Annotated in this window: 18 protein-coding genes and 1 pseudogene; 7 read left to right on the top strand and 12 right to left on the bottom strand. The window is 65.5% G+C overall.

The window, feature by feature from the left end; all coding sequences use genetic code 11:
* Positions 1 to 21 precede the first annotated feature (21 nt).
* From nusA to FRZ40_RS01830, 6 genes are all read right to left on the bottom strand, one after another.
* Positions 22 to 1,497 (bottom strand): transcription termination factor NusA, encoded by a 1,476-nt coding sequence (gene nusA / locus FRZ40_RS01855; RefSeq protein ID WP_028367025.1) that lies wholly within the window; start codon positions 1,495 to 1,497, stop codon positions 22 to 24.
* Positions 1,494 to 1,952 (bottom strand): ribosome maturation factor RimP, encoded by a 459-nt coding sequence (gene rimP, locus FRZ40_RS01850; RefSeq protein WP_012401123.1) that lies wholly within the window; start codon positions 1,950 to 1,952, stop codon positions 1,494 to 1,496. The genes nusA and rimP overlap by 4 nt, the downstream gene beginning before the upstream one ends.
* 416 nt (positions 1,953 to 2,368) lie before the next feature.
* Entirely contained in the window at positions 2,369 to 4,171 is a 1,803-nt protein-coding gene (gene rluB, locus FRZ40_RS01845; RefSeq protein WP_147233112.1) for a 23S rRNA pseudouridine(2605) synthase RluB, read from the bottom strand.
* A gap of 60 nt (positions 4,172 to 4,231) precedes the next feature.
* Positions 4,232 to 5,287: an SMC-Scp complex subunit ScpB gene (gene scpB / locus FRZ40_RS01840; protein WP_028367027.1), complete on the bottom strand. Its 1,056-nt coding sequence runs from the start codon at positions 5,285 to 5,287 to the stop codon at positions 4,232 to 4,234.
* Between the two features lie 295 nt (positions 5,288 to 5,582).
* Entirely contained in the window at positions 5,583 to 6,818 is a 1,236-nt protein-coding gene (locus FRZ40_RS01835) for a pyridoxal phosphate-dependent aminotransferase (protein WP_147233111.1), read from the bottom strand.
* A 95-nt stretch (positions 6,819 to 6,913) separates the two neighbouring features.
* Complete coding sequence (locus FRZ40_RS01830) at positions 6,914 to 7,816, bottom strand: LysR family transcriptional regulator (RefSeq protein WP_028367029.1); 903 nt, start codon at positions 7,814 to 7,816, stop codon at positions 6,914 to 6,916.
* Positions 7,817 to 8,236: 420 nt separating this feature from the next.
* On the opposite strand from FRZ40_RS01830, the pseudogene FRZ40_RS01825 reads away from it, so the two are divergent.
* Together FRZ40_RS01825 and FRZ40_RS01820 are read left to right on the top strand one after the other, a co-directional pair.
* Positions 8,237 to 8,632 (top strand): annotated as a pseudogene (locus tag FRZ40_RS01825) (transposase); the annotation flags it as partial.
* Positions 8,633 to 9,002: 370 nt separating this feature from the next.
* The gene (locus FRZ40_RS01820) at positions 9,003 to 9,272 is read left to right on the top strand and encodes a hypothetical protein (protein WP_028367030.1); all 270 of its coding nucleotides are present in this window, start codon (positions 9,003 to 9,005) and stop codon (positions 9,270 to 9,272) included.
* Between the two features lie 352 nt (positions 9,273 to 9,624).
* On the opposite strand, the gene FRZ40_RS01815 is transcribed toward FRZ40_RS01820, so the two are convergent.
* Entirely contained in the window at positions 9,625 to 9,939 is a 315-nt protein-coding gene (locus tag FRZ40_RS01815) for a hypothetical protein (RefSeq protein WP_028367031.1), read from the bottom strand.
* Between the two features lie 295 nt (positions 9,940 to 10,234).
* Here FRZ40_RS01815 and FRZ40_RS01810 point away from each other — a divergent pair, with 295 nt between their 5' ends.
* The 3 genes from FRZ40_RS01810 (at position 10,235) to FRZ40_RS01800 (ending at position 11,952) form a co-directional block, all read left to right on the top strand.
* The gene (locus tag FRZ40_RS01810) at positions 10,235 to 10,921 is read left to right on the top strand and encodes a YdcF family protein (RefSeq protein ID WP_147233110.1); all 687 of its coding nucleotides are present in this window, start codon (positions 10,235 to 10,237) and stop codon (positions 10,919 to 10,921) included.
* A gap of 329 nt (positions 10,922 to 11,250) precedes the next feature.
* On the top strand, positions 11,251 to 11,487 hold the full coding sequence (locus FRZ40_RS01805; protein WP_028367034.1) for a hypothetical protein: 237 nt from the start codon (positions 11,251 to 11,253) through the stop codon (positions 11,485 to 11,487).
* Between the two features lie 207 nt (positions 11,488 to 11,694).
* Positions 11,695 to 11,952, top strand: coding sequence for a hypothetical protein (locus tag FRZ40_RS01800; RefSeq protein WP_028367035.1), 258 nt, complete (start codon positions 11,695 to 11,697; stop codon positions 11,950 to 11,952).
* Positions 11,953 to 12,040: 88 nt separating this feature from the next.
* Here FRZ40_RS01800 and FRZ40_RS01795 read toward each other — a convergent pair whose 3' ends face one another.
* A complete protein-coding gene (locus FRZ40_RS01795) occupies positions 12,041 to 12,331 on the bottom strand; it encodes a putative quinol monooxygenase (RefSeq protein ID WP_028367036.1) in 291 nt (96 codons plus the stop codon).
* 328 nt (positions 12,332 to 12,659) lie between these two features.
* Here FRZ40_RS01795 and FRZ40_RS01790 point away from each other — a divergent pair, with 328 nt between their 5' ends.
* Positions 12,660 to 13,934: an EAL domain-containing protein gene (locus FRZ40_RS01790; protein WP_028367037.1), complete on the top strand. Its 1,275-nt coding sequence runs from the start codon at positions 12,660 to 12,662 to the stop codon at positions 13,932 to 13,934.
* Between the two features lie 9 nt (positions 13,935 to 13,943).
* Here the strand turns inward: FRZ40_RS01790 and arfB are convergent, their stop codons facing one another.
* Positions 13,944 to 14,351, bottom strand: a complete 408-nt coding sequence (gene arfB / locus FRZ40_RS01785) for an alternative ribosome rescue aminoacyl-tRNA hydrolase ArfB (protein ID WP_028367038.1) — start codon at positions 14,349 to 14,351, stop codon at positions 13,944 to 13,946.
* Between the two features lie 127 nt (positions 14,352 to 14,478).
* On the opposite strand from arfB, the gene FRZ40_RS01780 reads away from it, so the two are divergent.
* Complete coding sequence (locus tag FRZ40_RS01780; RefSeq protein WP_147234747.1) at positions 14,479 to 15,138, top strand: VC0807 family protein; 660 nt, start codon at positions 14,479 to 14,481, stop codon at positions 15,136 to 15,138.
* Positions 15,139 to 15,155: 17 nt separating this feature from the next.
* Here the strand turns inward: FRZ40_RS01780 and recD are convergent, their stop codons facing one another.
* The 3 genes from recD to recC are packed head-to-tail and all read right to left on the bottom strand — an operon-like array spanning position 15,156 to position 24,279.
* Positions 15,156 to 17,186, bottom strand: coding sequence for an exodeoxyribonuclease V subunit alpha (recD, locus tag FRZ40_RS01775; protein ID WP_147233109.1), 2,031 nt, complete (start codon positions 17,184 to 17,186; stop codon positions 15,156 to 15,158).
* Positions 17,183 to 20,914 (bottom strand): exodeoxyribonuclease V subunit beta, encoded by a 3,732-nt coding sequence (recB, locus tag FRZ40_RS01770; protein ID WP_147233108.1) that lies wholly within the window; start codon positions 20,912 to 20,914, stop codon positions 17,183 to 17,185. The genes recD and recB overlap by 4 nt, the downstream gene beginning before the upstream one ends.
* Positions 20,911 to 24,279 carry an exodeoxyribonuclease V subunit gamma gene (gene recC, locus FRZ40_RS01765; RefSeq protein ID WP_147233107.1) on the bottom strand — a complete coding sequence of 1,123 codons (3,369 nt, stop codon included), beginning with the start codon at positions 24,277 to 24,279 and terminating at the stop codon, positions 20,911 to 20,913. The genes recB and recC overlap by 4 nt, the downstream gene beginning before the upstream one ends.
* Positions 24,280 to 24,402: the final 123 nt, after the last annotated feature.

The following is a 24,402-nucleotide window of genomic DNA, read 5'->3' as shown; positions in this document are numbered from 1 at the left end:
AGTGGTTCATGGTCTTGGATCTCATTGAAACCAGTGTTCACGGGCCTTCATAATCAACGCCTTGGCGGCGTCCTCAGTCACGCCGGTCATCTCGACCAGCTCGTCGACAGCCAGTTCCGCCAGGTCGTCGCGCGTCTGGATCTGATGTTCAGCCAGCTTTGCGAGCAGTTCGGCATCCATGCCGTCGAGGCTCTTCAGATCGAGCGCGACGCCTTCCACCTTCTCCTCGTTCGCAATCGCCATCGTCAACAACGCGTCACGAGCGCGGTTACGCAGTTCGTGAACCGTGTCTTCGTCGAATGCTTCGATTTCCAGCATCTCGTTGAGCGGCACATAGGCGATCTCTTCGAGACTCGTGAAACCTTCGTCGATCAGGATGTCGGCGACTTCCTCGTCGACATCGAGACGCGCCATGAACAGGTCACGCAGAACGCTGCGTTCCTGGTTCTGCTTCTGGGCAGACTCGTCCGGCGTCATGATGTTGATCTGCCAGCCGGTCAGCTCACTGGCAAGACGCACGTTCTGACCGCTGCGGCCGATAGCGACGGCCAGTTCGTTTTCGTCGACGACGACGTCCATCGAATGCTTTTCTTCATCGACGACGATCGACTGGACAGCTGCGGGCGCGAGCGCGCCGATCACAAACTGGGCGGGATCTTCCGACCATAGCACGATGTCGACGTTTTCGCCACCAAGCTCATTGCGCACAGCCTGCACGCGCGAACCGCGAATGCCGACGCAGGTGCCGATGGGATCGATGCGCTTGTCGTATGCAACGACGCCGATCTTCGCGCGCACGCCAGGATCGCGCGCCGCCGCCTTGATTTCCAGCAGGCCCTGCTCGATTTCCGGCACTTCCATTTCGAAGAGCTTCATCAGGAACTCGGGCGCCGTACGCGACAGCTCGATCTGCGGACCGCGCGCGGTGCGATCGACCTTGCCGATGTATGCGCGCACACGGTCGCCGACGCGCAGGTTTTCCTTCGGAATCAGCTGGTCGCGGCGCAGCAGCGCTTCGACACGGCCCGATTCGACAATGAAATTGCCCTTGTCGAGACGCTTGACGGTGCCCGTCATGATGCTTTCGCCGCGCTCGAGGAAGTCATTCAGGATCTGCTCGCGTTCCGCGTCGCGCACCTTCTGCAGGATCACCTGCTTGGCGGCCTGCGCGCCGATACGGCCGAACTCGATGGACGGAACAGGTTCTTCCAGGAAGTCGTCAATCTCTGCGTCGGGCTTCTGTTCGCGTGCTTCGAACAGCAGGATTTCCTGATCCGGTTCCTGCAGGCCCGCTTCGTCCGGCACGACTTTCCAGCGACGGAAGGTCTCGTGCTCGCCGCTTTCACGGTCGATATGGACGCGAATGTCCGCGTCTTCGTCGAAGAGTTTCTTGGATGCAGACGCGAGCGCTGCCTCGAGCGCGGCAAAAACCACGTCCTTGTCGACATTTTTTTCGCGTGCCAGCGCATCCACCAGCATCAACACTTCGCGACTCATTGTTTGCGGCTCCTAAAGTCAACTTTCGGAACGAGGCGTGCCTTGTCGATATCCGCGAGCGTGAAATCCAGCATCGCGGCGCCTTCCTTCCCTTCAAATTCCAGACCGATCGTTTCGCCCTCGGGAGCATGCAGGATGCCCCGGTACGATTTCCGTCCGTCCAATGGCTTTTTCAATGTGATGACCGCCTCGCTGCCCGCGAAGCGTTCGAAGTCCGCCAGTTTTTTCAGCGGACGGTCGAGACCTGGCGACGATACTTCGAGCCGCTCGTAATCGATATTTTCGACCGTCAGTACGTGCTGGAGCTGACGGGTAACTTTTTCGCAGTCTTCGATCGCGATGCCGGCGGGCTGGTCGATATAAATGCACAGCATGCCGCGCCCGGTGCGCTCGAGATCGACGAGCTCATACCCGAGGCCCACGACCGTGGTTTCAATCAGTTCCGTCAGTTGCACGTTGCCCTCTAAGATGTTCGCGCCGCAAGCCGATGCGATACACCCGCGGGCTGCGCGCCAAGCCGGCGCACGTTCGTGCTACCCGAGATGCCGATCCACGTAAGAACTGAGCGGCAAAAAAAAATGGGCGAAACGCCCATCATCTTATTGCCGGTGGTCGCACCTGAGCCGCACATAAAACCGCACGCCCAGTGACTTCGTGATTGTAGCCATTTTTCACGACAAACGCAAACCACCAGCCGGTCGCCTGAGCCCATTTGCGGCCGATTTCGCCGCAATCAAGGCTCGAAACGGGCCGTTTCGTGCAATCTGCGAGGGGGTTTTGTCACGCGTGTCGCGAATACACACGGCGACCGGCAGGCAATGCACTCGAACGCGACAGGCGGCCATCGGCGCCGCCCACCGCGTCGTGAAGATCAGCGACCGCGCGAGCGGTTGCGCTGCGCGCCGCCGCTGCGATTGCCGCCAGCGTTCGCGTTGCCGCCTGCGCGATTGCCGCTGTTGGGACGGTTGCCATTCGGCGCGCGATTACCGCCAGCACCACCGCCGCCGCCGCGCTTCGCGTTACCGCCGGCGGCCGCCCGGTTGCCCGCAGGCGCACGGTTGCCGTCGACCTCGCGGCCGCCCCGTCCACCTCCGCGGCCTTCGCCACGATTGCCATTCGTGTTGCCGAAACCGCCGCCGAGGCCCGAGTTCAACGCGCCGAACGCGCTTGCACCCTTGCCGCCGCCGCGTCGACCCTGGCCGCCGCCGCCGCGAGGCTGCTGTTGATCGAAACGGCCGTGCGACATCAGCACGGGTTCGCGATTGATGAAGCCCATCGACGTCTGCATCGGATCAGGCTGACGGCGCTCCGGCTCGCTGCGGCGGCCGCCCTTCTCTTCCGTCGGCGCCTTCAGACCCACCGACGCCATCAGGCTGCGCACCTGATTGTCTTCGAGCTCTTCCCAGCGGCCACGCTTCAGGCCGCGCGGCAATGCGATCGGACCATGACGCGTGCGGATCAGGCGGCTCACCATCAGACCGACTGCCTCGAACATGCGACGTACTTCGCGATTGCGCCCTTCGGCGAGCGCGACGTGATACCAGTGGTTCGTGCCTTCGCCGCCGCCGTCGCGGATGCGCAGGAAATTCGCCGGACCGTCTTCGAGTTCGACGCCGTGCAGCAGCTTCTGCCGGTTGCCTTCCGCCAGCTCACCGACCACGCGCACCGCATATTCACGCTCGACGCTGTAACGCGGATGCATGAACCGGTTCGCAAGATCGCCCGACGTAGTCAGCATCAGCAGGCCCTCCGTGTTGAAGTCAAGCCGGCCGACGGCGAGCCACTTCGCCGTCTTCATCGGCGGCAGCTTGTCGAACACCGAGGGACGGCCCTCCGGATCCGCATGGCTGACGATCTCGCCCGTCGGCTTGTGATACAGCAGCACGCGCGGCGGCTTGCTTGCCAGCTTGCGTTTGATCGGTTTGCCGTTGATGCGCACGAGGTCGGTCGGCAGGATGCGCTGACCGATGTGCGCAGGTTCGCCGTTCACCGACACGCGGCCGGCGACGATCAGCTCTTCCATATCGCGACGCGATCCCATGCCCGCGTCGGCGAGCACCTTGTGCAGTTTGGGTGCATCGTCGTCCGGCGACAGCACGCGCTTGGGCGCGGCGGGACGGCCGCGACGCAGCATCGGCGCGCGCACGCCGCCCGTTGCTGAGTTGTCCGCATCGAACGCGGGCGACGTCACGTAGTCGAACAGGTCATCCTGCCTGTCTTCGGCGGCTGCAACGGGCGCAGCGTCGGCACCCGCGGCGCCGCGGCCTTTGCGCTGTCCGCCTTGCCGCGCACCCTGCTGAGCGCCTTGCTGGCCACCCTGCTTGCCGCCCGCACGGCGGCCGCCCTGGCCTTGCGCCTTGGCGCCCGCGTCCTTGCGCGGCGTGCGCACCTGCGCGACAACTTCGCCGTCGGGCGGCGCGTCCGTCGCGGCGGGGACCTGCGTCGCATCGGCTTCGGCCGTCTTCGCCTTCGAACCCGCGCGGCGGCGCGCGATCAGGCTACGCGGACCACGGCGCAAGCCGCGGCGCGGGCGCTCGTCGCCCTCGGCGTCGGGCGCTTGCCCGGTACGCTCGTTATCGCCCGCCGACGCTTTCGCGCTGCGCGTTTCGTCAGGGCGCGCAGCAGCGACGGCGCGCTCGGATTCGGACGAATCGGTGTCGTGGATGTCTGTCAAAACAACCTCAAAATGTCAGGTCGCGCGCCCGTTGCGGGCGCGTCAAAAAGTACGGTTACGTCAGGCGCTGCGCGACTCGGCTTCGTCGTCGGTGAGTTCGCCTGCGTCCTGAGCGGTGTCGCGGCGATCATGACGATCGCCGTGCGCCGCTTGACTCTGGTCTGTTTCGGCCGGGTTGGCGTGTGCCGCGTGCCCGGTCTCGTTATGCGATCCGCGCGTGTCTTCGAGTTCGTCTTCAGACTGCGCGCTGGAACCGGCTTCTTGAGCCAACTCCGTTTCATGCGTCGCCTCATCGGCGATGCGGTGTTCGGTGTGCGCCAACGTATCCGCGCGAGCGACGGCCGTTTCGGCAACGTCGGGCGCGCAAGCTTGCGGCGCAGCGGACGTCTCGGCTTCCGTCGCGAGCTGATCGCCTGCGCGCAGCTGTGATTCCGGTTGATCAGCGGTCGGGACGTCGAGCCGAGGCTCGCTGTCCGATCCAGCATGAGCCATGCCATCGACCGCGCTCTCACCCACTTCCGCAACGAGGCCTTCGACTTCCATCGGCTCGCTCTCGGAGAATTCGATTGCGTGCTGTGCAAGCAGATCCATGTTCGACTGCGCCGACGGATCGTCGAGCGGCGGCAGATCTTCGAGCGACTTCAGCCCGAGGTCGTCGAGGAACGAGCGCGTGGTCGCGTACAGCGCCGGGCGGCCCGGCACGTCGCGATGACCGATCACCTCGATCCAGCTGCGGTCTTCGAGCTGTTTCACGACCTGCGTATTCACGGTCACCCCGCGAATTTCTTCGATGTCGCCACGCGTGACGGGTTGCCGGTACGCGATGATTGCGAGCGTCTCGAGCACCGCGCGCGAATACTTCGGCGGCTTCTCGGGATGCAGACGATCGAGATACGTGCGCATCGCGGGCTTGCTCTGAAAACGCCAGCCGGACGCCAGTCCGACCAGTTCGACACCGCGTCCGGACCAATCCTGCTTCAGGTCTTCAAGCAACGTGCGGACGGTATCCGCCGATACGCCGTCGGCAAAGAGCTTACGCAAATCACCGAGCTTCAACGGCTCCTGCGCGCAGATCAAGGCAGTCTCGAGGACGATCTTCGCCTCTTGGGTATTCATGCAGCTAGGTCAGACCCTGTGGTCAAAGAACCGGATCAAACAGACGATGTGGAACTGAAGACGCGCTCGCCCGATTCTGATCGGTCATATTGATGGGAGCACGCACCGGGGGGAGGCGAAAAAGGCATCGAGCCAAACCCAGCCGGACGACGGAGCAGCGAAATTCCGCGAGGGAACCGCGTGACTGGCTGCCATATTACGCAAAAACAATCGGTGCGTAAAGACGAAAACCAGACTGCACCTTAATCGACATTTCCGGCGATGCATAACGGGTCGGCCCGCCGCGCGTTTCGCGCTAGCCGCGCGCGGCGTCTTGCCGTTCGAGCCAGGCTTTCAGCCGCTGGACGCCGGCGTCCAGCCTCGCCGGATCGCACGCATAGCACCAGCGCACGAAGCCCTCGCCTTCTGGACCGAACGCGCTGCCGGGCGCGAGCCCGAGCCCTGCGTCGCGCACCAGCGCCTTGCACAGTTCGAGACTGCGCGACGCGCCCGGCAGCGAGAAGAACACATACATCGCGCCCGGCGGCGCCTTCACGTCGACACCGGGCACGGCCGACAACGCCCGCACCAGATGATCGCGCGACGCCCGCAGATCGCCGACCAGCTCACGCGTGAACGCCGCGCCCTGCTCGATCGCCGCGATCCCGGCCTGCTGGACGAATGCCGGCGAGCACGACGTGTTGTATTCGACGAGCTTGCCGAGATCGTCCATCAGCGCAGCGGGCGCGACGATCCAGCCGAGCCGCCAGCCCGTCATCAGCCACGCCTTCGAGAACGAGTTGACGCAGATCACGCGCTCGTCGCGCGCGGCGAGGTCGAGGAACGACGGCGCGCTCTCGCCCGCCTCGCCCGCGTAATAGAGGCGTTCGTAGACTTCGTCGGCGACGATCCAGATGCCGTGCCGGCGGCAATGCTCGAGCACCACGCGCTGCTCGTCGCGCGTCATCACCCACCCCGTCGGGTTGTTCGGCGAGTTGAGCATCAGCAGCTTCGTGTCCGGCGTCAGCGCGGCGAGCAACCGCTCCATGTCCAGCTGCCAGCCGCTCTTACCGTACACGAGCGACACGGTATCGACATCCGCGCCGAGAATCTTCGGGATCTCGACGAGATTCGGCCACAGCGGCGTCACGGCGACCACGCGATCACCCGCGCCGACAACGAGCTGCGCGACCAGCATCAGCGCATTGACGCCCGCGCTCGTCACGGCGACGTGGTCAGCGGAAGTCGGGCCGTGCAGTGCGCTCACGTAGCGCGCCAGCGTCTCCCGCAACGGCGCGATGCCGAGGTTATGCGTGTAGAACGTCGCGCCCGATGCCAGCGCCGCGCTCGCGGCGTCGCGGATGAACGCGGGCGTCACGCGATCGGATTCGCCGAACCAGAACGGCAGCACGTCCGGCACGCCGAAGCCCGCGTTGGCCACTTCGCGGATCTGCGAGGGCCGCAGCGCACGCACGGCGTCGCGGGCGTCCGGCTTCTTCATTTGGGTTGTGGCGTCAGGCATTGAAGACTGGGGCAAGTCCGTTTCGCGCATCGAAGGTCCGGGCGGTCTGTCGAAAGATGCGAGTGTAACTTGCCGCCATCGCGGGGCAACGCGAACCCCGCAAACGCACGGGCGCGTCCACGGTGTCAGCGCAGGTCCTCGGTGCGGCCCGGCACCTGATGAATCAGGTTCCAGACGGCATCGGCGGCCGGGGACAGCGAGCGGTCGCGCCGCCGCACCAGTTCGACCGTCCGCTCGGCGCGCGGCACGAGTGGCCGTGCAACCAGCGACGACCCCGCCGGCAGCGGCAAGGCGAGCCACGGCAGCACGCTCACGCCGACGCCTGCCTGCACCAGTCCGAACACCGTCGACGGATGGCCGAGTTCCTGCACCACCCGCGCGCTCACGCCGTGCTCGTCGAGTGCGGCGTCGATGATCGGCCGGCTGCCCGACGCCTGATCGAGCATCACGAGGCGCTCGCCATCCAGTTCGCGCCACGCGATCTCTGCGCGCGACGCGAGGGGGTGATCGTCGCGCGATACGAGGCAGAACGAGTCGGTCATCAGCGGCTCGGTAAACAGATCGTCGGCGGACAGCGGACCGATCACGACGCCGAAGTCCACCTCGCCCGACTTGACCTTGCGCACGACGTCGCCCTGCACGTCGTCGCGCAGCCCAAGTGTGATGTACGGAAACTGCCGGCCGCAGACCGCGACGATATTCGGCATCAACCGGCACGCAATCGTCGGGCTCGCCGCCACCATCACGCGGCCGCGCCGCTGCTCGCCGATTTCGCGGATCTCGCGCAGCGCGTCGTCGAGATCGCCGAGCAGACGCGACACACTCGCGACCAGATTGCCGCCGACGTCCGTCAGCTGCACTTCGCGCGTGGTCCGGTCGATCAGCTTCAGGCCGATCTCCGCTTCCAGCTCGCGCACGCAACGGCTGACGGCCGACTGCGTCAGGCCGATTTCGCTGCCCGCGCGACTGAAGCTCTGCAGTCGCGCCACTTCGATGAACACGCGCAGTTGGCGCAGCGTCACATTCATCTTTTCCCCTCATGAATAATATCGTTTGATGCAGATTTTATGTCGCGCAACGCCTTTATGCATCGTTTCGATGAGTTCGCTGCGACGCAGCAAAAAGGCGCAAACGCACGCGGGGCGGGCCTGATTGCACAAGATTGGTGATTGTCCCGATTTGCGTGATGCGTTTTTTGGATTCTCATACGGGCCAGGCTAACGCCCGTAACGGCTTGATGCGACGGGGCTTCGAGGCGGTTACGTAAAGGATGGCACGCTTCGTGCATTTCCCTTGGCACAAGAGTCGGCGCCGATTCGGACTGGTGGAAAAACGGTTCGACGAAGCACAGGCCGGCTCTCCGCCGGCGCCCGATACGGAATCGGGCGCATGAAGAGTGCGCAGCGCGGGGCAGCGCACCGGAGTTAGCTTCGCTGAGGTGAAACATGATGGTGTTCGACGATTTGAGAGACAACGAGTGGGCGCTGGTGGAAGCGTTGTTCTGTGCAGAGCCGGCACGGAGCGAACGCCGTGGTCGACCACGCGTCGAAGCTCGCGCGGTAGTCAACGCCGTGTTGTGGGTTCTGTCGACGGGCGAGGGCTGGTCGAAGCTTCCGGGCCGTTATCCGTCGCCGCCGACTTGCCGTCGACGTTTCGACGAATGGCAGGCCGACGGCACGCTCGCGGAGATAGTCAAGCGGCTGGGCACGAGCGGCCGTGAGATTTCGCTGCGCGGGCGCATCGGTGCAACGGCAGCCAAGCCGCCGGCACCGCCGAGCCGCGACCGTCTGCGTGGCGCGTTCTGGACCAATCCGGAATCGTGGCGCGCGCCCGTCAAGATGGCCTGATCATGCAATCTACGCTACCGGGCGCCTCAGGGCGCCCGGCGCGTTTCTGAGGCTGGTGACGCCCGGCCGATCCCATTGGTGTGAATTTGCGTCGTCTTGCCGGGAACGACGGCATCCGTCGCGCACGGCAACCTCAGTCGTCCGCCGATTCTTCCGCTCGTTACTTCCGTCGCCGCACCCGCTGCTGGCTGGTGCCGCGCCCTGCTGCGCCCTCTTCCTGCCGTCTGCATCCACTCACGCGGTCCGCATACCTTCCGTGACGTGACGAAACATCCATTTACTTTTATTTACAGCATGCTTTCGCGTTGCGGCATACCGTACAAGTATGCAAACAAGCCCGTCCCGGCCTGCTTGTCGGGAACCGATCATGAGGCCAATGTCACTGCATGTCTGCGGCTTGGTCGTTTCGTTGCTCGCCGCAACTGCAACCGCGCAACAGCGCCCGCAAGGCTGGAACTGGAGGCCGGAGCAGCCGGCCACGCTGCAGGCGTGGCAGCAAGCTGAAACGCGCAACCAGAACTTCACGCCGCCCACGCCACGCGGCGATCTGCGCGGCGATATCGCGAGCAATGTCCGCGCGCGCCCCGACGGGCAGCGCGACGACGGCTCCCAGCGACGCGGCGCCGACGCGCATTGATCGCGAGAAGTTCCCACCCGGAAAGCCGCCGCATCGTGGCGTCGACGAAGATGCGCGATGTCGGGACGACGAAGATGCGCGATGTCGGGAACCAGCAGACGTGTCGGCAGTCTCACCATTGCCATTAAGCACAGCGTGGCAGAAGTAATTCCGGTATGCCCGTATCCTCGCGATACGGGCTTTTTTTCGTCCGGACTACGGAACACCCGGCCCGCTGTCCCTGGCCAGGGGACGGCATAAAGAAAATGTAAAACCCGGGAATTGGCGGCGAAACGCCCTCGACGCGCCTGGGGCGACGCGTTGTCGCGCGCAACACTGTCCTCGCGTGCGCGCGTCCTGCAAGTGCCGGCGCCTAGAGGGCGGCGGCCCGCTCCCCGGCGGTTGCGCCGGAGAAAACGTAATGGTTCATGCGGCGCGCGTCCCAGTCGAGGGCACGCTCGTCGCGCGAGAGCCGCGCAAATTCGGCGCGGCCGCGTTCGGTCAGCACCGCGATGTCCACAGGAGCATGGAAACCGGGCGCGGGAGCAACCGTCCGTTGCCGAACGGTGTCCATCATGCCAAGCGAACGCAGAAATTCGAAAACGCCTGGGCGCTTCGCCCATGGCACCTGACGGTATTGCGCCCGTCGTAGCGCCTCAAGTACTGCTTCGTTGGAGTAAGCGGTCATCTCACTTCTTTCTTAAAGTGCAGCCATGACTTATTTGTTCGCGACACAATGGCGCGTCTGCTGACGCGCGCATGGCGGACGGCACGCAAAACTCTCGCGTTGATCCGCCAAGGCTGGCATTGGCCGCCGTTTATTTCGGTCCCCGTGTGAACGCCGTGCTAGCGTTCTGCTTCCTGCTGGCGGCGATGCGCCTTCAATGGCGCGATGACCCGCTCGCGGAAATGTCCGAATACCATACGTTACCCCAATAAAATTGATTCTCTTAACTTTATTGCTGCTTTTTTTTGCAGCTTTTATGCTGCTGCGCAACGCCCGCACGCTGATCGGCACACTGACGATCGTGGTTTTCTGGGCAGTCGGCGCGGGCTGGCTCGCCCAACCTTTGCTCGATCTCGCCCAGCGCGGCGCGCCGCCCGGCGGACACACGGTTGCTCCCGCAACGTACGCGCCCCGCACGGCCATCGTGATCCTCGGCACGGGCACGGTTCATCGCGACGGCAAGCTCGTCCCGCCGCGCGACGCAATCGCCCGCATCGCGACGAGCGCCGATCTCTACGCACGCTGCAAACGGGTCAGCCCCGTGTGTCATGTGATCGTCAGCGGCGGTAACCCGCAGGAGCACGAGGCGACGGAAGCCGACACCTACCTGCCCTATCTTCTGCGCGAAGAGGTGCCGCGCGCCGACATCATCCTCGAGAACCGCAGCCTGACGACCTACGAAAACGCCCGCAACGTCGCTGCCATTCTGCCGGATGGATATTACGGTTCGTTGATGCTCGTCACATCCGCCTATCAGATGCCGCGGGCGCTGCTCAACTTTCACCGCTTCGGAATGAGTCCGCTGCCCGTCGTGTCGAACACGCGGCGCGCGAGACGCGGCGTGCTGCCGCGCCGGGAAAACTTCTTCGATGCGGAAATCGCGCTGCACGAACTGGTCGGCATCGCGCAGTTTCATGTCTATCGGCAGATCGGCTGGTTCTGATAGCACGACGCACTTCGCAAGTTGCTTAGCTCTCCGACGTATCTGCCGCGACCGCCTCGAATGAAGGGAACGACAACCGCGCGTCGCGCGCGAGCGGGAAAATATGACTTGTCGCGACATGCACGGCAAAGCGCAGCGCAACAGGTCCGATGCGCTTTGGCTTCTGCGGCGCTGCCTGACGAAAGCGAAGCCTGGATGTAACCATACGTAACTATCTGTGAATTCTGTTACAGAACGCGCTCTGGACTAAACATTGCTGGCTAGAATGCACTGTCGTTCCATTGGACAGGCCATACTCGGGTCCATAACCACTCTCTACGGAGGCAACGATGAAGAAAGTGTCCCTGGCAATCCTGGTTTCCCTCTCGGCACTGACAGGCGCGGCTTACGCGCAGCAGGATCAAGGCATCAGGATGAGCACCGATCCGGCGAAAGCGGCTGACATCGAGCAGCGCGCTCAAGACCTGCAGTCCAAACAGCAATCTATGGAAAGTGCTCCGCCCGCGCCGATGAAGCAGCATCAAAAGGGCATGCATCACAAGAAGCCCGCTGCGCCGGCGCAGTAAGCAGGTTGCACGAGCGACGCACGTCGGGTCGCGCGTAGCGAAAAGCCGAAGCCGTTCAACACGGCCTCGGCTTTTTTGTTTGCGCCAGCGGAAAGCAGGCACAGGGGACGGGCGAACGGCATCTCGCAGGATGCCCGTCGACGTTATGCTAAAGTCGCGCACCGACGAATCCACCCCAACCCGTGCGCCTTTGGTGCGGAGGACAGAATGAGCAACATCCAGCTGGACATCGAATGGACTGAAGCAGCGTCCCGCAAGATCGAAAAACTCATGCCGCGCGGCAATCAGGATGCGTTCCTTGCGCTGCCGCCCGTCGAGTGCCTGCCGATGGAAGGCGACGTGCTGTTTCTCGGACCGACCGGCAAGCAGCAGCCGTTCATCGTCGCCGAGCGCCAGTATCACCACGACGGCGAGGCCGACTGGACCATCATCCTGATCCTCGACGTGCCGCAAGCGACGCACTGACTGCCGTCCACGTTTTGCCCAGGGCCCGGCCAGCCTCGCTGCCGGGCCTTGCTGTTTCCGGGTCCGCGATCGCGGATCCCGCGCCAGGTCAAGCGATCTTCGACACGATCCGCAGTTCGGCCGACTCGATCCAGTCGGCGGAGGCCTTTCTGTAGGCCTCGATATGCGCGGACTTCGCGTGTGCCGCCAACGCCTCCTCGCTTTCCCAACGCTCGAAGAACACGAACCGGCGCGGCTCGCGCAAGTCGCGATGCAAGTCGTACTGCAGCGCACCGCGCTCCTTGCGCGTCGGCCCGACAATCCCTTCGAGCGCCGCGCGCAGTTGTTCTTCATGTCCCGGCTTTGCTACCGAGATCGCCACCACCGCGATTTCCGACATGCCCCACTCCTGTTTTTCGAAAACCAGCAGCATAGCGCCGCTGCCATAAACGCGCCGCCAGTCTTCGCCAACATCCAGTCATAACTGCGCAGACTCTTGGCCCGGTCTGTGATTACCCGAACATTCGAATAGCATACGAACTGCTAGACTGACTTCGATGAACTGAGCTGTACACCGAACTGCACCACCGAGCGGAGTCGCGCGTGAACGGCATTGATCCGATCGCCTTCGTGCCCGACCTCCATTGCGCCGATGTTGGGCATGCCTGCCGCCGGCATGTCGCTGCATCCGGGCGCGCGCCGCACGCTGCATAGGACAATCTGCCGTCATGCCTAACGTCGACGATACGACGCTCACCGGCCTTCTGCAGCACATGGTGCAGGACGAGGCCGGATGGGCAGCGCCGTGGCGAACCATTACGTTGCGCAGCGTTTTCCAGCCGGTCGTCGCCGTGACGCACCAGCGCGTGGTGGGCTATGAAGCGCTGCTGCGCGCCTTCGATCCCGTCGGCCATCCCATCTCACCCGCCGTGCTGTTTTCCGGCACCCGCTCGGCGGCCGACGCGCGCGCGCTCGACCGGCTCGCGCGCTGTCTGCATGTGGCGAACTTCATGGCGCAAGGCATCGACACGGGATGGCTGTTCCTGAACACGCGTCCGCAGGTGTTCGAGACGGGCTGGCCGCAGCGCCCGTTTATCGACGAACTGTCGGAGCATTTCGGACTGCCGCAGGAACGCATCGTGATCGAAGTGTTGGAACAACCGGCCGACGACGAATCGGCCGTCGCCAGCATGCTCGCCGCATCGCAGCCGCGCGAATTCCTGATCGCCATCGACGATTTCGGCACCGGCTTTTCGAACTTCGACCGCGTGTGGCGCTTCAGGCCGGACATCGTGAAACTCGACCGCTCGCTGGTGGCGCGCGCAGGCCGCCAGGACAACGACAATTCGCTGATCGGCCATCTGATCAACATGCTGCATCAGTCAGGCACGCTCGTGCTGGCGGAAGGCGTCGAAACAGAAGACGAACTGATGACGCTGATGCAGGCCGACGTCGATTTCGTCCAGGGCTACTGGTTCGGCCAGCCGAAGGGCTCGATGCAGGCGGCGAGCGCACGTGTGCCCGAACTGATCGAGCAGATGTGGCAACGCTTCGACAGCTACGAGCGCACGCATTCGCGTTATCAGCGGCCGGGCTTCGAGGGTTTCACGGAAGCCGTGCTGGCGGGCGCGTCGCTCTACATGCAGACAGGCGATCTCGAAGAGGCCGCCAAACCCGTCTTTCTCGTGCCAGACGCACGCCGCGTGTTCGTGCTGAACGATCGTGGCGAACAGCTGGAGCCGTCGATCACCGCGCGCGGCACGCCGCCTCCGCCTGCGCGCCTAGCGCCGCTCTTTCCCGATACGCGCAACAACTGGTCGCGGCGCGCGTATTTCAAGCACGCACTGGCCGCGCCGGGCCGCGTCGCGATGATGGGACCGCACTGTTCGCTGATGGACGGCCAGGATTGCTACACGGCCGCCGTAACCGTCGAGCGAAATGGGCAGACGTATGTGTTTTGCGTAGATTTCCTGCCTGAAGTGCGCAACCCCAGTCCCGTTTGACGCGCGACGCTAGTCGTGGGCGACGCGCTGCCGTCCCGACTTCACATCGCTGCGCTTCGCCTTGCTTTCGAGCCGCCGTTCTTTCGACGCGCGCGTCGGCCGCGTCGCAACGCGTGCCTTGCGCGTCACGCTGACGCTGTCGATCAGCGCATCGAGCCGCGCCAGCGCCGCCGCGCGGTTCATGTCCTGAGTGCGGTATTCCTGCGCCTTGATGATGACGACGCCGTCGCGCGTGATCCGATGATCACTCATTGCGAGCAGGCGCATCTTGAGCACGTCGGGCAGCGACGACGCGCGGACATCGAAGCGCAGATGAATCGCGCTCGACACCTTGTTGACGTTCTGCCCGCCCGCGCCTTGCGCGCGCACGGCCGTCAACTCGATTTCGTTCGGCGGGATCGGATAGCGTGAAGTCATGTCGATGAATCGTGCGAGGAACGGCAAGTGTAACCGGCTATGCCGTACTGGATGAAAAGCGGCGCGTTTGCCGTTCGCCGCCGATCTCGCCGATACTGACGCTTTCAGCCCGAGGGCAACCATCGTGATGAAGATGCGCGCCGCACAGGTGCTCGAACTCGTCGTCAATCTCGCGTTGCCCTGGGCCGCCTACCGCCTCGCCCTGCCGTACTGGGGCGAAACGGGCGGACTGATCGCGTCCGCCGTGCCGCCCGTCGTCTGGAGCATCGTCGAGCTGGTGCGCTTCAGGCGCGCCGACGCGCTCAGCCTGACGGTGCTGCTCGGCATCGTGCTGTCGATCGGCGCGATGGCGCTCGGCGGCGATTCGCGCATGCTGCTGTTCCGCGAATCGCTGGTGTCGGGCGCGATCGGCATGGCGTTCCTGCTGTCGCTGCTGCGGCGGCGCCCTGCCGTCTTTTACCTCACACGCGCGTTCGTCGCCCGCGAGATGACGAACGGCGCCGCGCATATCGACATGCTGTGGCGCGAGCGGCCTGCATTCGCTCGCGGCCTGCGCGTACTGACGGCCACCTGGGGCATCGGCCTCGCGAGCGAAACCGCGCTGCGCGGCTGGATGGCCTGGCACTGGCCGATCGAACGCGTACTGGTCGTATCGCCGTTCGTCGGCTACGGCATTTTCGGCGGGCTGATGATCTGGACGCTCTGGTACCGGCGCACGCTGCGCGATCTCGCGCAACAGCAGTCCGATTCCGAAGCGGAGCCGCCGCGCGGCACGGCGGCCAACTGACTGCCAACGGCCGCCTGCTAACGCAGGCCCGCTTCCATCGCTTCCATCGCTTCCATCGCCTCCCCGATCCGCGCAGCCAGTCCCGAATCGCGCTGCGTCGGCGTCGCGATAGCGCGCATCAGCACGGCCCGCGCGCCGACCACTTCGACCCGCTCGCGCGCCCGCGTCACCGCCGTATAGACCAGTTCGCGCGACAGTACGCGGCTGAACGAGGACGGCAGCATCAGCACGGCATGATCGAACTCCGAGCCTTGCGACTTGTGGACGGTGAGCGCGAACGCCGTGTCGTGCGGCGGCAGCGCAGCGGGCGACACCGCGCGCAAGCCGCCGTCCGCGCCGCGGAACCAGACGCGCAGTGCGCCGTCCGCACCCGGCAGCGCGATGCCGATATCGCCATTGAACAGACCCAGCGCATAGTCGTTACGCGTGACCATGATCGGACGGCCCGCGAACCATTGCGCGCCGATCGCTAGCGGCACGCGTGCAGCACGGCGCACCTGCGCGGCCATCGCCGTATTCATCTGATCGACGCCGCGCGCGCCGAGACGCGTCGCACACAAAATACGGAAGCGATTGAGCGCGTCGAACAGCACGGGTGCATGCGATGCCGCGTTTGCCGCACTGTCGGCGAGCGCGGCGGCAAGCGCGTCCGCATACGGAGCGAAGCCCCTGGCGAGCCGGTGAATCGTGCGCTCGGAAGGTGCGGCGTCTACGTCTTCATGAAAGGCGGCTGCGCAAGGTTGTGCGGGATCGATGTTCAGCACATCGAGCGCTTCCTGCGCCGCGCCACGCCGGATCGCCAGCGACAGACGGCCGATCGCCGATTCCAGACCGAAGCGGTAATTGCGCTCCAGCCACACGACGCAATCGGCGAGCGGCGCGGACTGTGTCGGGTCCGATGACGGCGGCGCGTCGGCTGGCATGCCGAACAGATCGTCGAAGAACGGCTCGGGTTCGTCTGAAGACTTGTCGTGCGTAGCGGCGGGCAACGCCTCGCGCAACCGGCGTTCGTCGATATCCAGTGCAGCCGCAATCGAACCGATACCGCGCGCCGTAAACGACGGCCGGGCACTCAGTTCGCCGAACACCGCGCCTGCTTCGACGGCAGCGAGCTGATCCTTGTCGCCGAGCATCACGAGATGCGTGTCGCGTGCGAGCGCATCGAACAGATGCGTCGCCATGGCGACGTCGATCATCGATGCCTCGTCGATCACGATCACGTCGTACGGCAACGGGTTGTCGCGATGATGCCGGAAGCGCCCGTTCGGCCCCGTGCCCAGCAAGCGATGCAACGTGAACGACGTTTGCGGCAGGCGTGCCGCAAGCTCGGGTGGCAACGAGCCGGCCCGCGCGAGCAGCGCCTCCTGCATCCGTTGTGCGGCCTTGCCCGTCGGCGCGGCGAGCGCAATGCGCAAATCGGCGCGCGCGTCCAGCAGACACGCGAGCACGCCGACGACCGTCGTCGTCTTGCCTGTGCCCGGCCCGCCGCTGACGATCGTGAGCCGCCCCGACAGCGCCATCACGGCCGCGACGCGCTGCCAGTCGATCTGCTCGTCCTTCGGCGATCCGAAATAACGCAGCAACCGTTCGCGCAAACCATGCGGCGACATGTCCACCGGCACGGCTTCCTGTTGCACGCCGCGCGCGTGATCGACGAGCGATTGCGCGAGCCGGCGCTCGTAATCGTAGTAGCGCGCCAGATAGAGCCGCCCTTGCCCGTCGACGACGAGCGGACGCAGCGCGTGCGCCGGCTGCATGCCGTCGCTCGCCACACCGCTCGCGAGCAAGGCACGTCGTGCCTGCACGACATCGGCCTCGTAACGTTGCGCGAGTTCGTCGAGCGGCACACATACATGCCCTTCGGATGTCGCACGGCTTGCAGCGAACGCAGCGCGTGCGGCCCAGCGCACGGCTTCTTCGGACGCGCCGCCGCGCCGGGCAAGTTCGCTCGCCCGCCGCGCGAAACCTTCGGCAAGCGCGGTGCTGAAATCCGCGGGCGCGGGAACATTGACTTCGACGTCGGGCAACGGCTGGTCGAAGGTACTCATTGCGTGTCTCCGTCCATCAATGCGTCGAGCGCGACAATGAGCGCAAAATCGGGGCGTCCCGCGAGCACGCCCGCGGCGTGGCTGTCGTCGCGCCAGTCAGGGCGCACGCCGCGCACGAACAGATACAGATAGCCGCCGATGTGCTTCTCATACGCGTAATCGGGAAGCCGCAAGCGCAGATAACGATGCAGCGCGACGGTATAGAGCAGCGCCTGCAGGTGATACGCGTGGCCTGCCATTGCGTCTTCGAGCGGCACGGCGCCGTAGTCGTCGCGCGTATCTCCGAGATGATTCGATTTCCAGTCGATCACCCAGAAACGTCCCTGATGCTCGACGATCATGTCGATGAAACCTTTGACGAAGCCGCGCAGCGCGTTGGGCTCCAGCGCAACATCGGGATAGCCGTACCCGGCGAGCAGCGCGCGCAACGCGGGAAAGTCCAGCGATGCCGCCGAAAACAGAAACTCCAGTTCATTGAGCCTGCGCTTCGGATCGAGCGCGGCGAGCGTCATGCCGGGCACGAGTTCCGTACTCACGACATCGGCGAGCAGACGCTGCATCATCGCGGGCAGACGTTGCGCGAGTTCGGGCTCGGCAGGCGCTGGCCGATCGCGCAGCGCCTGATGGATCGCTTCGTTCCACGTGCTGCGATCGGAGAAATCCGCGAGTTCGAACATGCGGTGCAGACATTCGCCTGCGGCCGGGCCGCGCGGAAACGCGAGGATATCGTCGGCTGCGAGGTCGACGGGTGCGACGGGTGCGACGGCCATGTCGAACGCGGGCGCGTTCGGACCCGACGACAATTCAGCCAGTTCGTCGTGATCGGGACGCACTTCTTCATTGGCCACCTGTGCCGCCGACGATTCTTCGGCTCGCGAACCCGCCGCAATCAGCGAACTGAAGCTGGCCATACGCCATGCGTCACGCAGCGTGCGCCGGTTCGTACGGGCGCGCAGGCGGGCGCCGCTGTCGACCGGGCTCTCCAGCGGCTCACGCCGCACGACGGACGGCAGATCGGCGATGGCCACGGGTCCGCCCGACAGCGCCCGCCAGTGCTGATAGATCGCGGCTTCATCGAGCGGCCTGGCGAGCCACTCGTCGAAGTCGCGCCCGCTGCCCGCAACCAGCCAGTTCAGCACGCTGCGCGCCGACTCCTTCGTCGATCGCGCCGACAGATACGTACCCGCCACGACGTAACAGCGATACACCGCGCGCGTCAGCGCAACATAGATCAGCCGCGCGCGTTCGGCCGCCTGTTCGCGCGTGGCCTGGCGACTCGCCAGGTCCGCCTGCTCTTCGTCGCAGCCGTAGTGCAGCACGGCCGCGCCGTCGTCGTGATATTCGCGCGCATCGGGCAACCCCGATGACGGCGGCTCGCGCATATTGCCGTCGTTGAGAAACGGACAGAACACGACGGCATACTCGAGCCCCTTCGACTTGTGCACCGTGACGATCTGCACGAGATTGCGGTCCGATTCGAGCCGCAGCTGCGCCTCTTCGCCGCCACCCGCGCCTTCGCGCTGCGCCGCGAGCCAGCGCAACGTCGGCGCGATGCCCGGCTGTGTTGCGGCGCGTGCCTGCACGAGTTCCGCGAGATGGTTCACGTTGGTGAGCCGCCGTTCGCCCTCGGCGCCCGCGACGATCCGCTGCGCGACACGCAACTCGCGCATCAGCGTGCGCCACATGACGGCAAAACCGCGCTCGTGCCACAGCATCCGGTAACGGGAAAAGCGCTCGACCCAGCTCATCGCATCGAGGGACGGCGCGGCATCACCCGCTGTGGAGATCGCTTCATCGATGTGTTCGAGCCGCCAAAGCGATGCCGCGTCGAGAGCGAACCAGTCGGTCGCAAGCGCGGCGCGCAGACGACGCAAGTCGCCGGGTGTATCGACGGCGGCCAGCACACGCTCGATCTGCTCGGCATCGAGCGATTCGAACACAGACGCCTGCGCCAGCTCGACACTGCCCACGCCCCACGCGGACAACACGCGCTTGATCAGACTGCCCTGCTTGTGCGTCTGCACGAGCACGGCGATGTTGCCGGGTGCGAGCGGCTTGTCGCCGATCGTCACGCTGCCTTCGCGCGCGCCACGCAACAGACGCACGATCTCCGCTGCGCACGCCTCGCTGGCCGCACGCTGTGCGTCGCGCTTGGTCAGCACCGCTTCGCCTTGCGGCAACATCCACGCGCGGAAATCGCCCGCGCCCGCGCCGTCTGTGTCGATGAGGGGCGGCCGTTGCCGCTCGCCTGCCCGCACGGGCTGATAGTCGAGCCCGTCGAGCACGAACGCCTGAGGATTCGCTTCGAAAAAGCGGTTGCACGCCTCGACGACGGGCGCCGTCGAGCGCTGGTTGACAGCGAGCGTATAGCGCGCCGACGCCTGCGCGCGCGCCGCGAGATAAGTATGCAGATCCGCCGCGCGAAAACTGTAGATCGCCTGTTTCGGATCGCCGACGAGAAAGAGCGGCCCCTTCGGCGCGAAGATACGGTTGAAGATCGCGAACTGCAGCGGGTCGGTGTCCTGGAACTCGTCGATCAACGCGGCGGGATAGCGCGTACGCAACGCGTCCGCGAGCCACACGTGGGTGGCGAGCGCGCGATGCAGGTTCGACAGGAGATCGTCGAACGACACGACGCGGCGCGTGCGCTTTCTTGCCGTCAGCTCATGCGGCGCATGGTCGAGCCACGTCTGCACGAGACCGAGCCAGCGCGCGCGCTGCGCAGCCTCGGCGGCAAGCGAGGCTGCGGCAAGCTCATCCGCGACGACGAAGAACGGATGCACGGGCGGTTCGAAATTCTTCTTCGTGCCCTTCGTCAACGCGGCTGCCGTCAGCTTCAACGCGGCTTTCGGCGGCGGCGCGTGGCAGTCTTCCTGCGCGAAATAATCGCGCCAGGCGTCGATCGCGGCGCTGATGAATTCGGGCTTGTGCGACGTCTTGCTCAACCCGTCCTGCGCCGCTTCGAGCAGGCGCACGATGTTGTCGCGCTCGGCGTGCCACATCTCGCCTGCCGCGTCGAAGCGCGCCTGCATGTCGTTCGGCGCGGCGCCTGCGAGTTCGCCGACCTCGCCCCAGCGCAGCTGCGCGAGCGGCTTCTTCAGACGCCGCGCCAGCTGCTCGTCGAGCGATGCGGGACTGGCTCGCTTCTCGACCAGCCACGCCGCGAACGACGGGTGCTGCGCAGCGACGGGTTCAACCTGCTCGCGCCAGAAATCGGCGGCCAGTTCGAAGCGCAATGCGGCATCGTCGGCTTCCATCTCGAACGTGAACGGCATCGCTGCCGCAAACGGCGCTTCCTGCAACGCGCGCTGACAGAACGCATGGATGGTGTGGATCGCTGCCTGATCGAAGGTACGCAACGCGCGGCGCACGGTTTTCGCCGCCGCTTCGAGATCGGTGCCGCGCTCCTCCGACAACGTCGTTTCGAACAGCCGGATGATGAACGGATCGCCGCCGTCGTCGCCTGTCTCGATCGCGCGCTGCACTTCCGCGAGACGTCCGCGAATGCGCTCATGCAGCTCGGCCGTCGCGGCCTTCGTAAAGGTCACGACGAGAATCTGATCGGCGCTCAGATTCTTCTCCAGCAGGAGCCGCACATAGAGCGCGCAGATGTTCCAGGTCTTGCCCGTTCCCGCCGATGCCTCGATCTGATTGACGCCGTCGAGGTCGCACGCGAACACGTCGAGTTCCTGCGCAGCAGGCGCATGCATCCACGTTGCGCCGCTCATGATGCGCTCCTCAGATGCGCGACGAGCGGCTTGAAGACGAGCGCGGCCAATGTGCCGAACGGTTCGTCGAGCGTCAGCGGCGTGCCGCGATACGCGATGCGCAACGCAGCGTCGTCGGATTCGCCGCGTACGCGGTCGCTGATCCACGCGCCTTGTGCAGCGGAGTCGCTGTCGCTGATCTTCGTCCACGCGCTCTTCGGGAAGAAGCGCAGCGGCAACGCACGCCCGGCGCGGAACAGCGCGGCAAGCGGCGCGAGCTGATCGAGCGGACGCTCGACGGGCGTGAGTTCGAACGACTCGCCGCTCGCGTGCCACACGGTGCGGCGCGGACCGGCCGGCAGCGTCGCGCAGTAGACGAGATGCGACAGCCAGGCGGACAGATAGTCGCGAGCCGTCGGCCTGGCGTAACGGAACACGACCTGCCCCGTCGGCGTCAACAGATTGAGTGTGCCCTGCAATTGCATCGGACCTTCCGACCTTTCGCGCAACGTATTGTCAAAGCGGCCGAAGAACTCGATATCGCCGGCATCCGGCCAGCGTGCGTCGATGTCGAGCGCAAACGGCAGGCGCGTGACGCCCGACGCCACTTCACGCCGCACGCGATCCGCGAGCCCGCGCAGCGCCGACAGTTCGCGTGTGCGCCACACCGCGCCCGTCGCGCCGCCAGGCAACTCGGGGCTCGCTTCGGCGACACGGCGCACGCGCTCGAACGCTTCCGTGTCGAAATCCGTGTCGAGCAATGCGGGCAACAGACGCTCGGCCAGCGCATCGCGGCCCGCGAAGTCGAGTTCGAACGGCTCCATGTCGAGCAGTTCGCCTTGCGCATCGGACAGCACGATACCGAGCCGGTCACGCAGCAACGCACGCGCGGGATGCCGCCAGAAGCGCTGGAAGTCGTCGAAAGCGACGGGCTCGTCCGGCTCCGCAGGCAGCGGTGCGTCGAAGAACGGCGCGGCCGTCGCTTCCGACGGTTCGGCGAGCAGCGCAGCGAGTTCCGCGCGGTCGGCGTCGTAGCTGAACAGACCGCTCTTCGAGTTGAAGTACTCCGACGCGAACGGCTGCAACGGATGCTCGACGATGAATGCGTGCCGCGCCGCGTCGAGTTCGGCGGGCGACGCGTCTTCTGCCGACGACACACGCGCCAGATGGTCGAGCAGCTCGTCGACGAGCGCGGCGGGCGGCAGCGGCGCGTTGTCGCGAATGCTGCGCCCCGTGTACGCGATCAGCAGACGGTCTTGCGCGGCCAGCAGCAGATCGAGAAACAGATTGCGCTCGTCGTCGCGGCGCTGACGGTCGCCTGCCTTGCCGAAGCCTGCCATCAGATCGAACTCGTCGGCCCGCGCGAGGCTCGGCAGCACGCCGTCGTCCATGCCGAGCATGCAGACCACTCTGAACGGCAAGCCGCGCAGGCTGGTGAGCGACGAGAACGTGACGCTGCCCCACGGCACGCCGCCGCGCGCGGGATCGTCGAGCGCTTCGGACAGCGCCGTGCGCACCACGGCCGCCGGCAAAGGCGAGTCGCCCGCGCCCGCGCGCATCGCCTCGCTCATCGCGTCGACGGCATCGCGCACGGCCGACAGGCTGTCCGCGAAATCGACACCGCCGTCGAAACAGCGGCCGAGCACTTCGAGCAACAATTGCGTCCACTCGATGGGCGTCATGTCGTCCGCGCAACGTCGCGCGAACGCATCGACGTCGTCGACGAAGCTAGCGAGGCGGCCGAGAAGTTCGGCGTCCGATCCGTCCGCGCCCTCGATGGGCAGCCATGCATCCACGGGTGCGCCGCCTTCGGGCATCGCGTAGCCGAGAAAGAGACGCGTCAGCGCGTCGGCGAATGTGTGGCGCGCAACGGGTATCGCGCTGTCGGCAGGCGGCACGGGCGCGAGACCTCGCCGTGCACCCGCTGCCGCGAGCCATTCCTGCACGTCTTCGAGCGCGGCCGCGTCGATGCCGTAGCGGACGGAGATGGCATCGACGCGCAACCATTCGATCAGCTCCGGCGCGCCGACATTTCGCTCGGGCAACGCGAGCCAGTCGAGCAGCACGCGCGCCACTGGGTTCGCCTGCGAAGGCGGCAAGCCGGTGATCCGATACGGAATGCGGCGCGTGTCGCCGACGGGCGACGTGCCGAAGACGGCATCGATCAGCGGACCGGCTGCGCCGAGGTCGGGCAGCGTGACGAGCACGTCGGCGGGCTGCAGATCGTCGAACTCGTCGAACCAGCCTAGCAGGCGGTCGTGCAGCACTTCGAGCTGGCGCGCGAGGCTATGGCATACGTGCACTTCGATACCGCGCTCATCGGGCTGCGCGTCGAGCTCACGCTCGTCACGCAGATCGAGCATGGCGTTCTGCACGGCAGCGAGCCACGTCGGCGCGGCGTTCTCCGCGAAATACGACGCCTCGCCCGACGCCGCGCTTTCCGTCAGCTCGTGCAGCATGTGCAGTTGCGCCTGCGTCTGACGGCCCCACTCGGCGAGCAGCGGATGACCCACTTCCTGATAGTCGAGCTGGCCCGCCGCATCGAGTGCTTCGACGCGTCCCGCGCTGACGATGTCGAACCAGAATTCGCGGCACGGATTCATTGCGTACACGCGCACGTCGATCCAGCGCGACAGTTCGCGCAGCAGCGCGATATGCAGCGGCGGCATGGTCGGCAACGCGAACACGCTCACCGACTCGGGCCATTCGGCGCGCGCGATCGTGTCGAGATCGAATGAACGCACTTCGTCGAGAAAACGATAGGCAGGCGGCGTGGCGGAGCGCGCGGCATGCGCGCCGCCCGCGACTTCGTCAAGCAGCGTGCGCCACAACGCGCCCTGCCAGCGCTCGTCTTCACGCTCCGCGGCGCTCGCGCCCGTGAGGCGCGGGCCCGTGTCGTCGGCGGCGCCGCTCGCGAAGATCGAGCCGCCCTTCTGCCATTGCAGCAGCCATTCGGGACGATAGGTCAGATAGTGGTCGAGCACCGTCGCGACGCGGCGCGCCAGTTCGTAGCGCATGGGGGCGTCGGCGGCATCGAGATAACTGCGCAAGCGCGGCGATGCGTTCCACGGACGCGCTTCGTCGGCGTCGCCGAGCAGACGGTAGCAGCGCCACACCAGTCGGTCCGGCGCGAACGGCGAGCGCAGCGGCACGTCTTCCATGACCTCGCCGATCTGCGTCCACAGCCATTGCGCGAGATAGCCGAAGTGGATGTTCGCGCACACACCCTGGCGCGCGGCGATATCGAGTTCGAGGCGCCGCCGCACGGCAGCGCTCGGCACGATCACAGGTTGCGCCGTCCACGGACTGGAAGGCGTCTCGCCGAGTCCGTCGAGCAGCGCGCCGACGAGCACGTCGTACCGGTTTGAATAGAAAAGCTGGAGCATAAAGCGGCAGGAACAGGCGTGGCACACGCCGTGCGTGAAAACGATGCGACAGCATAGCAAACGCATACGCAGGCACGACACCTGGCCATTCGACAGATGGTCCGCGCGCAGGCAAATCAGTTA

It is taken from the genome of Paraburkholderia azotifigens, from assembly GCF_007995085.1.
GTDB classification, from domain to species: domain Bacteria; phylum Pseudomonadota; class Gammaproteobacteria; order Burkholderiales; family Burkholderiaceae; genus Paraburkholderia; species Paraburkholderia azotifigens.
The sequence above is the reverse complement of the archived record's forward strand: the minus strand, read 5'-3'. Positions and strand labels throughout refer to the sequence as shown.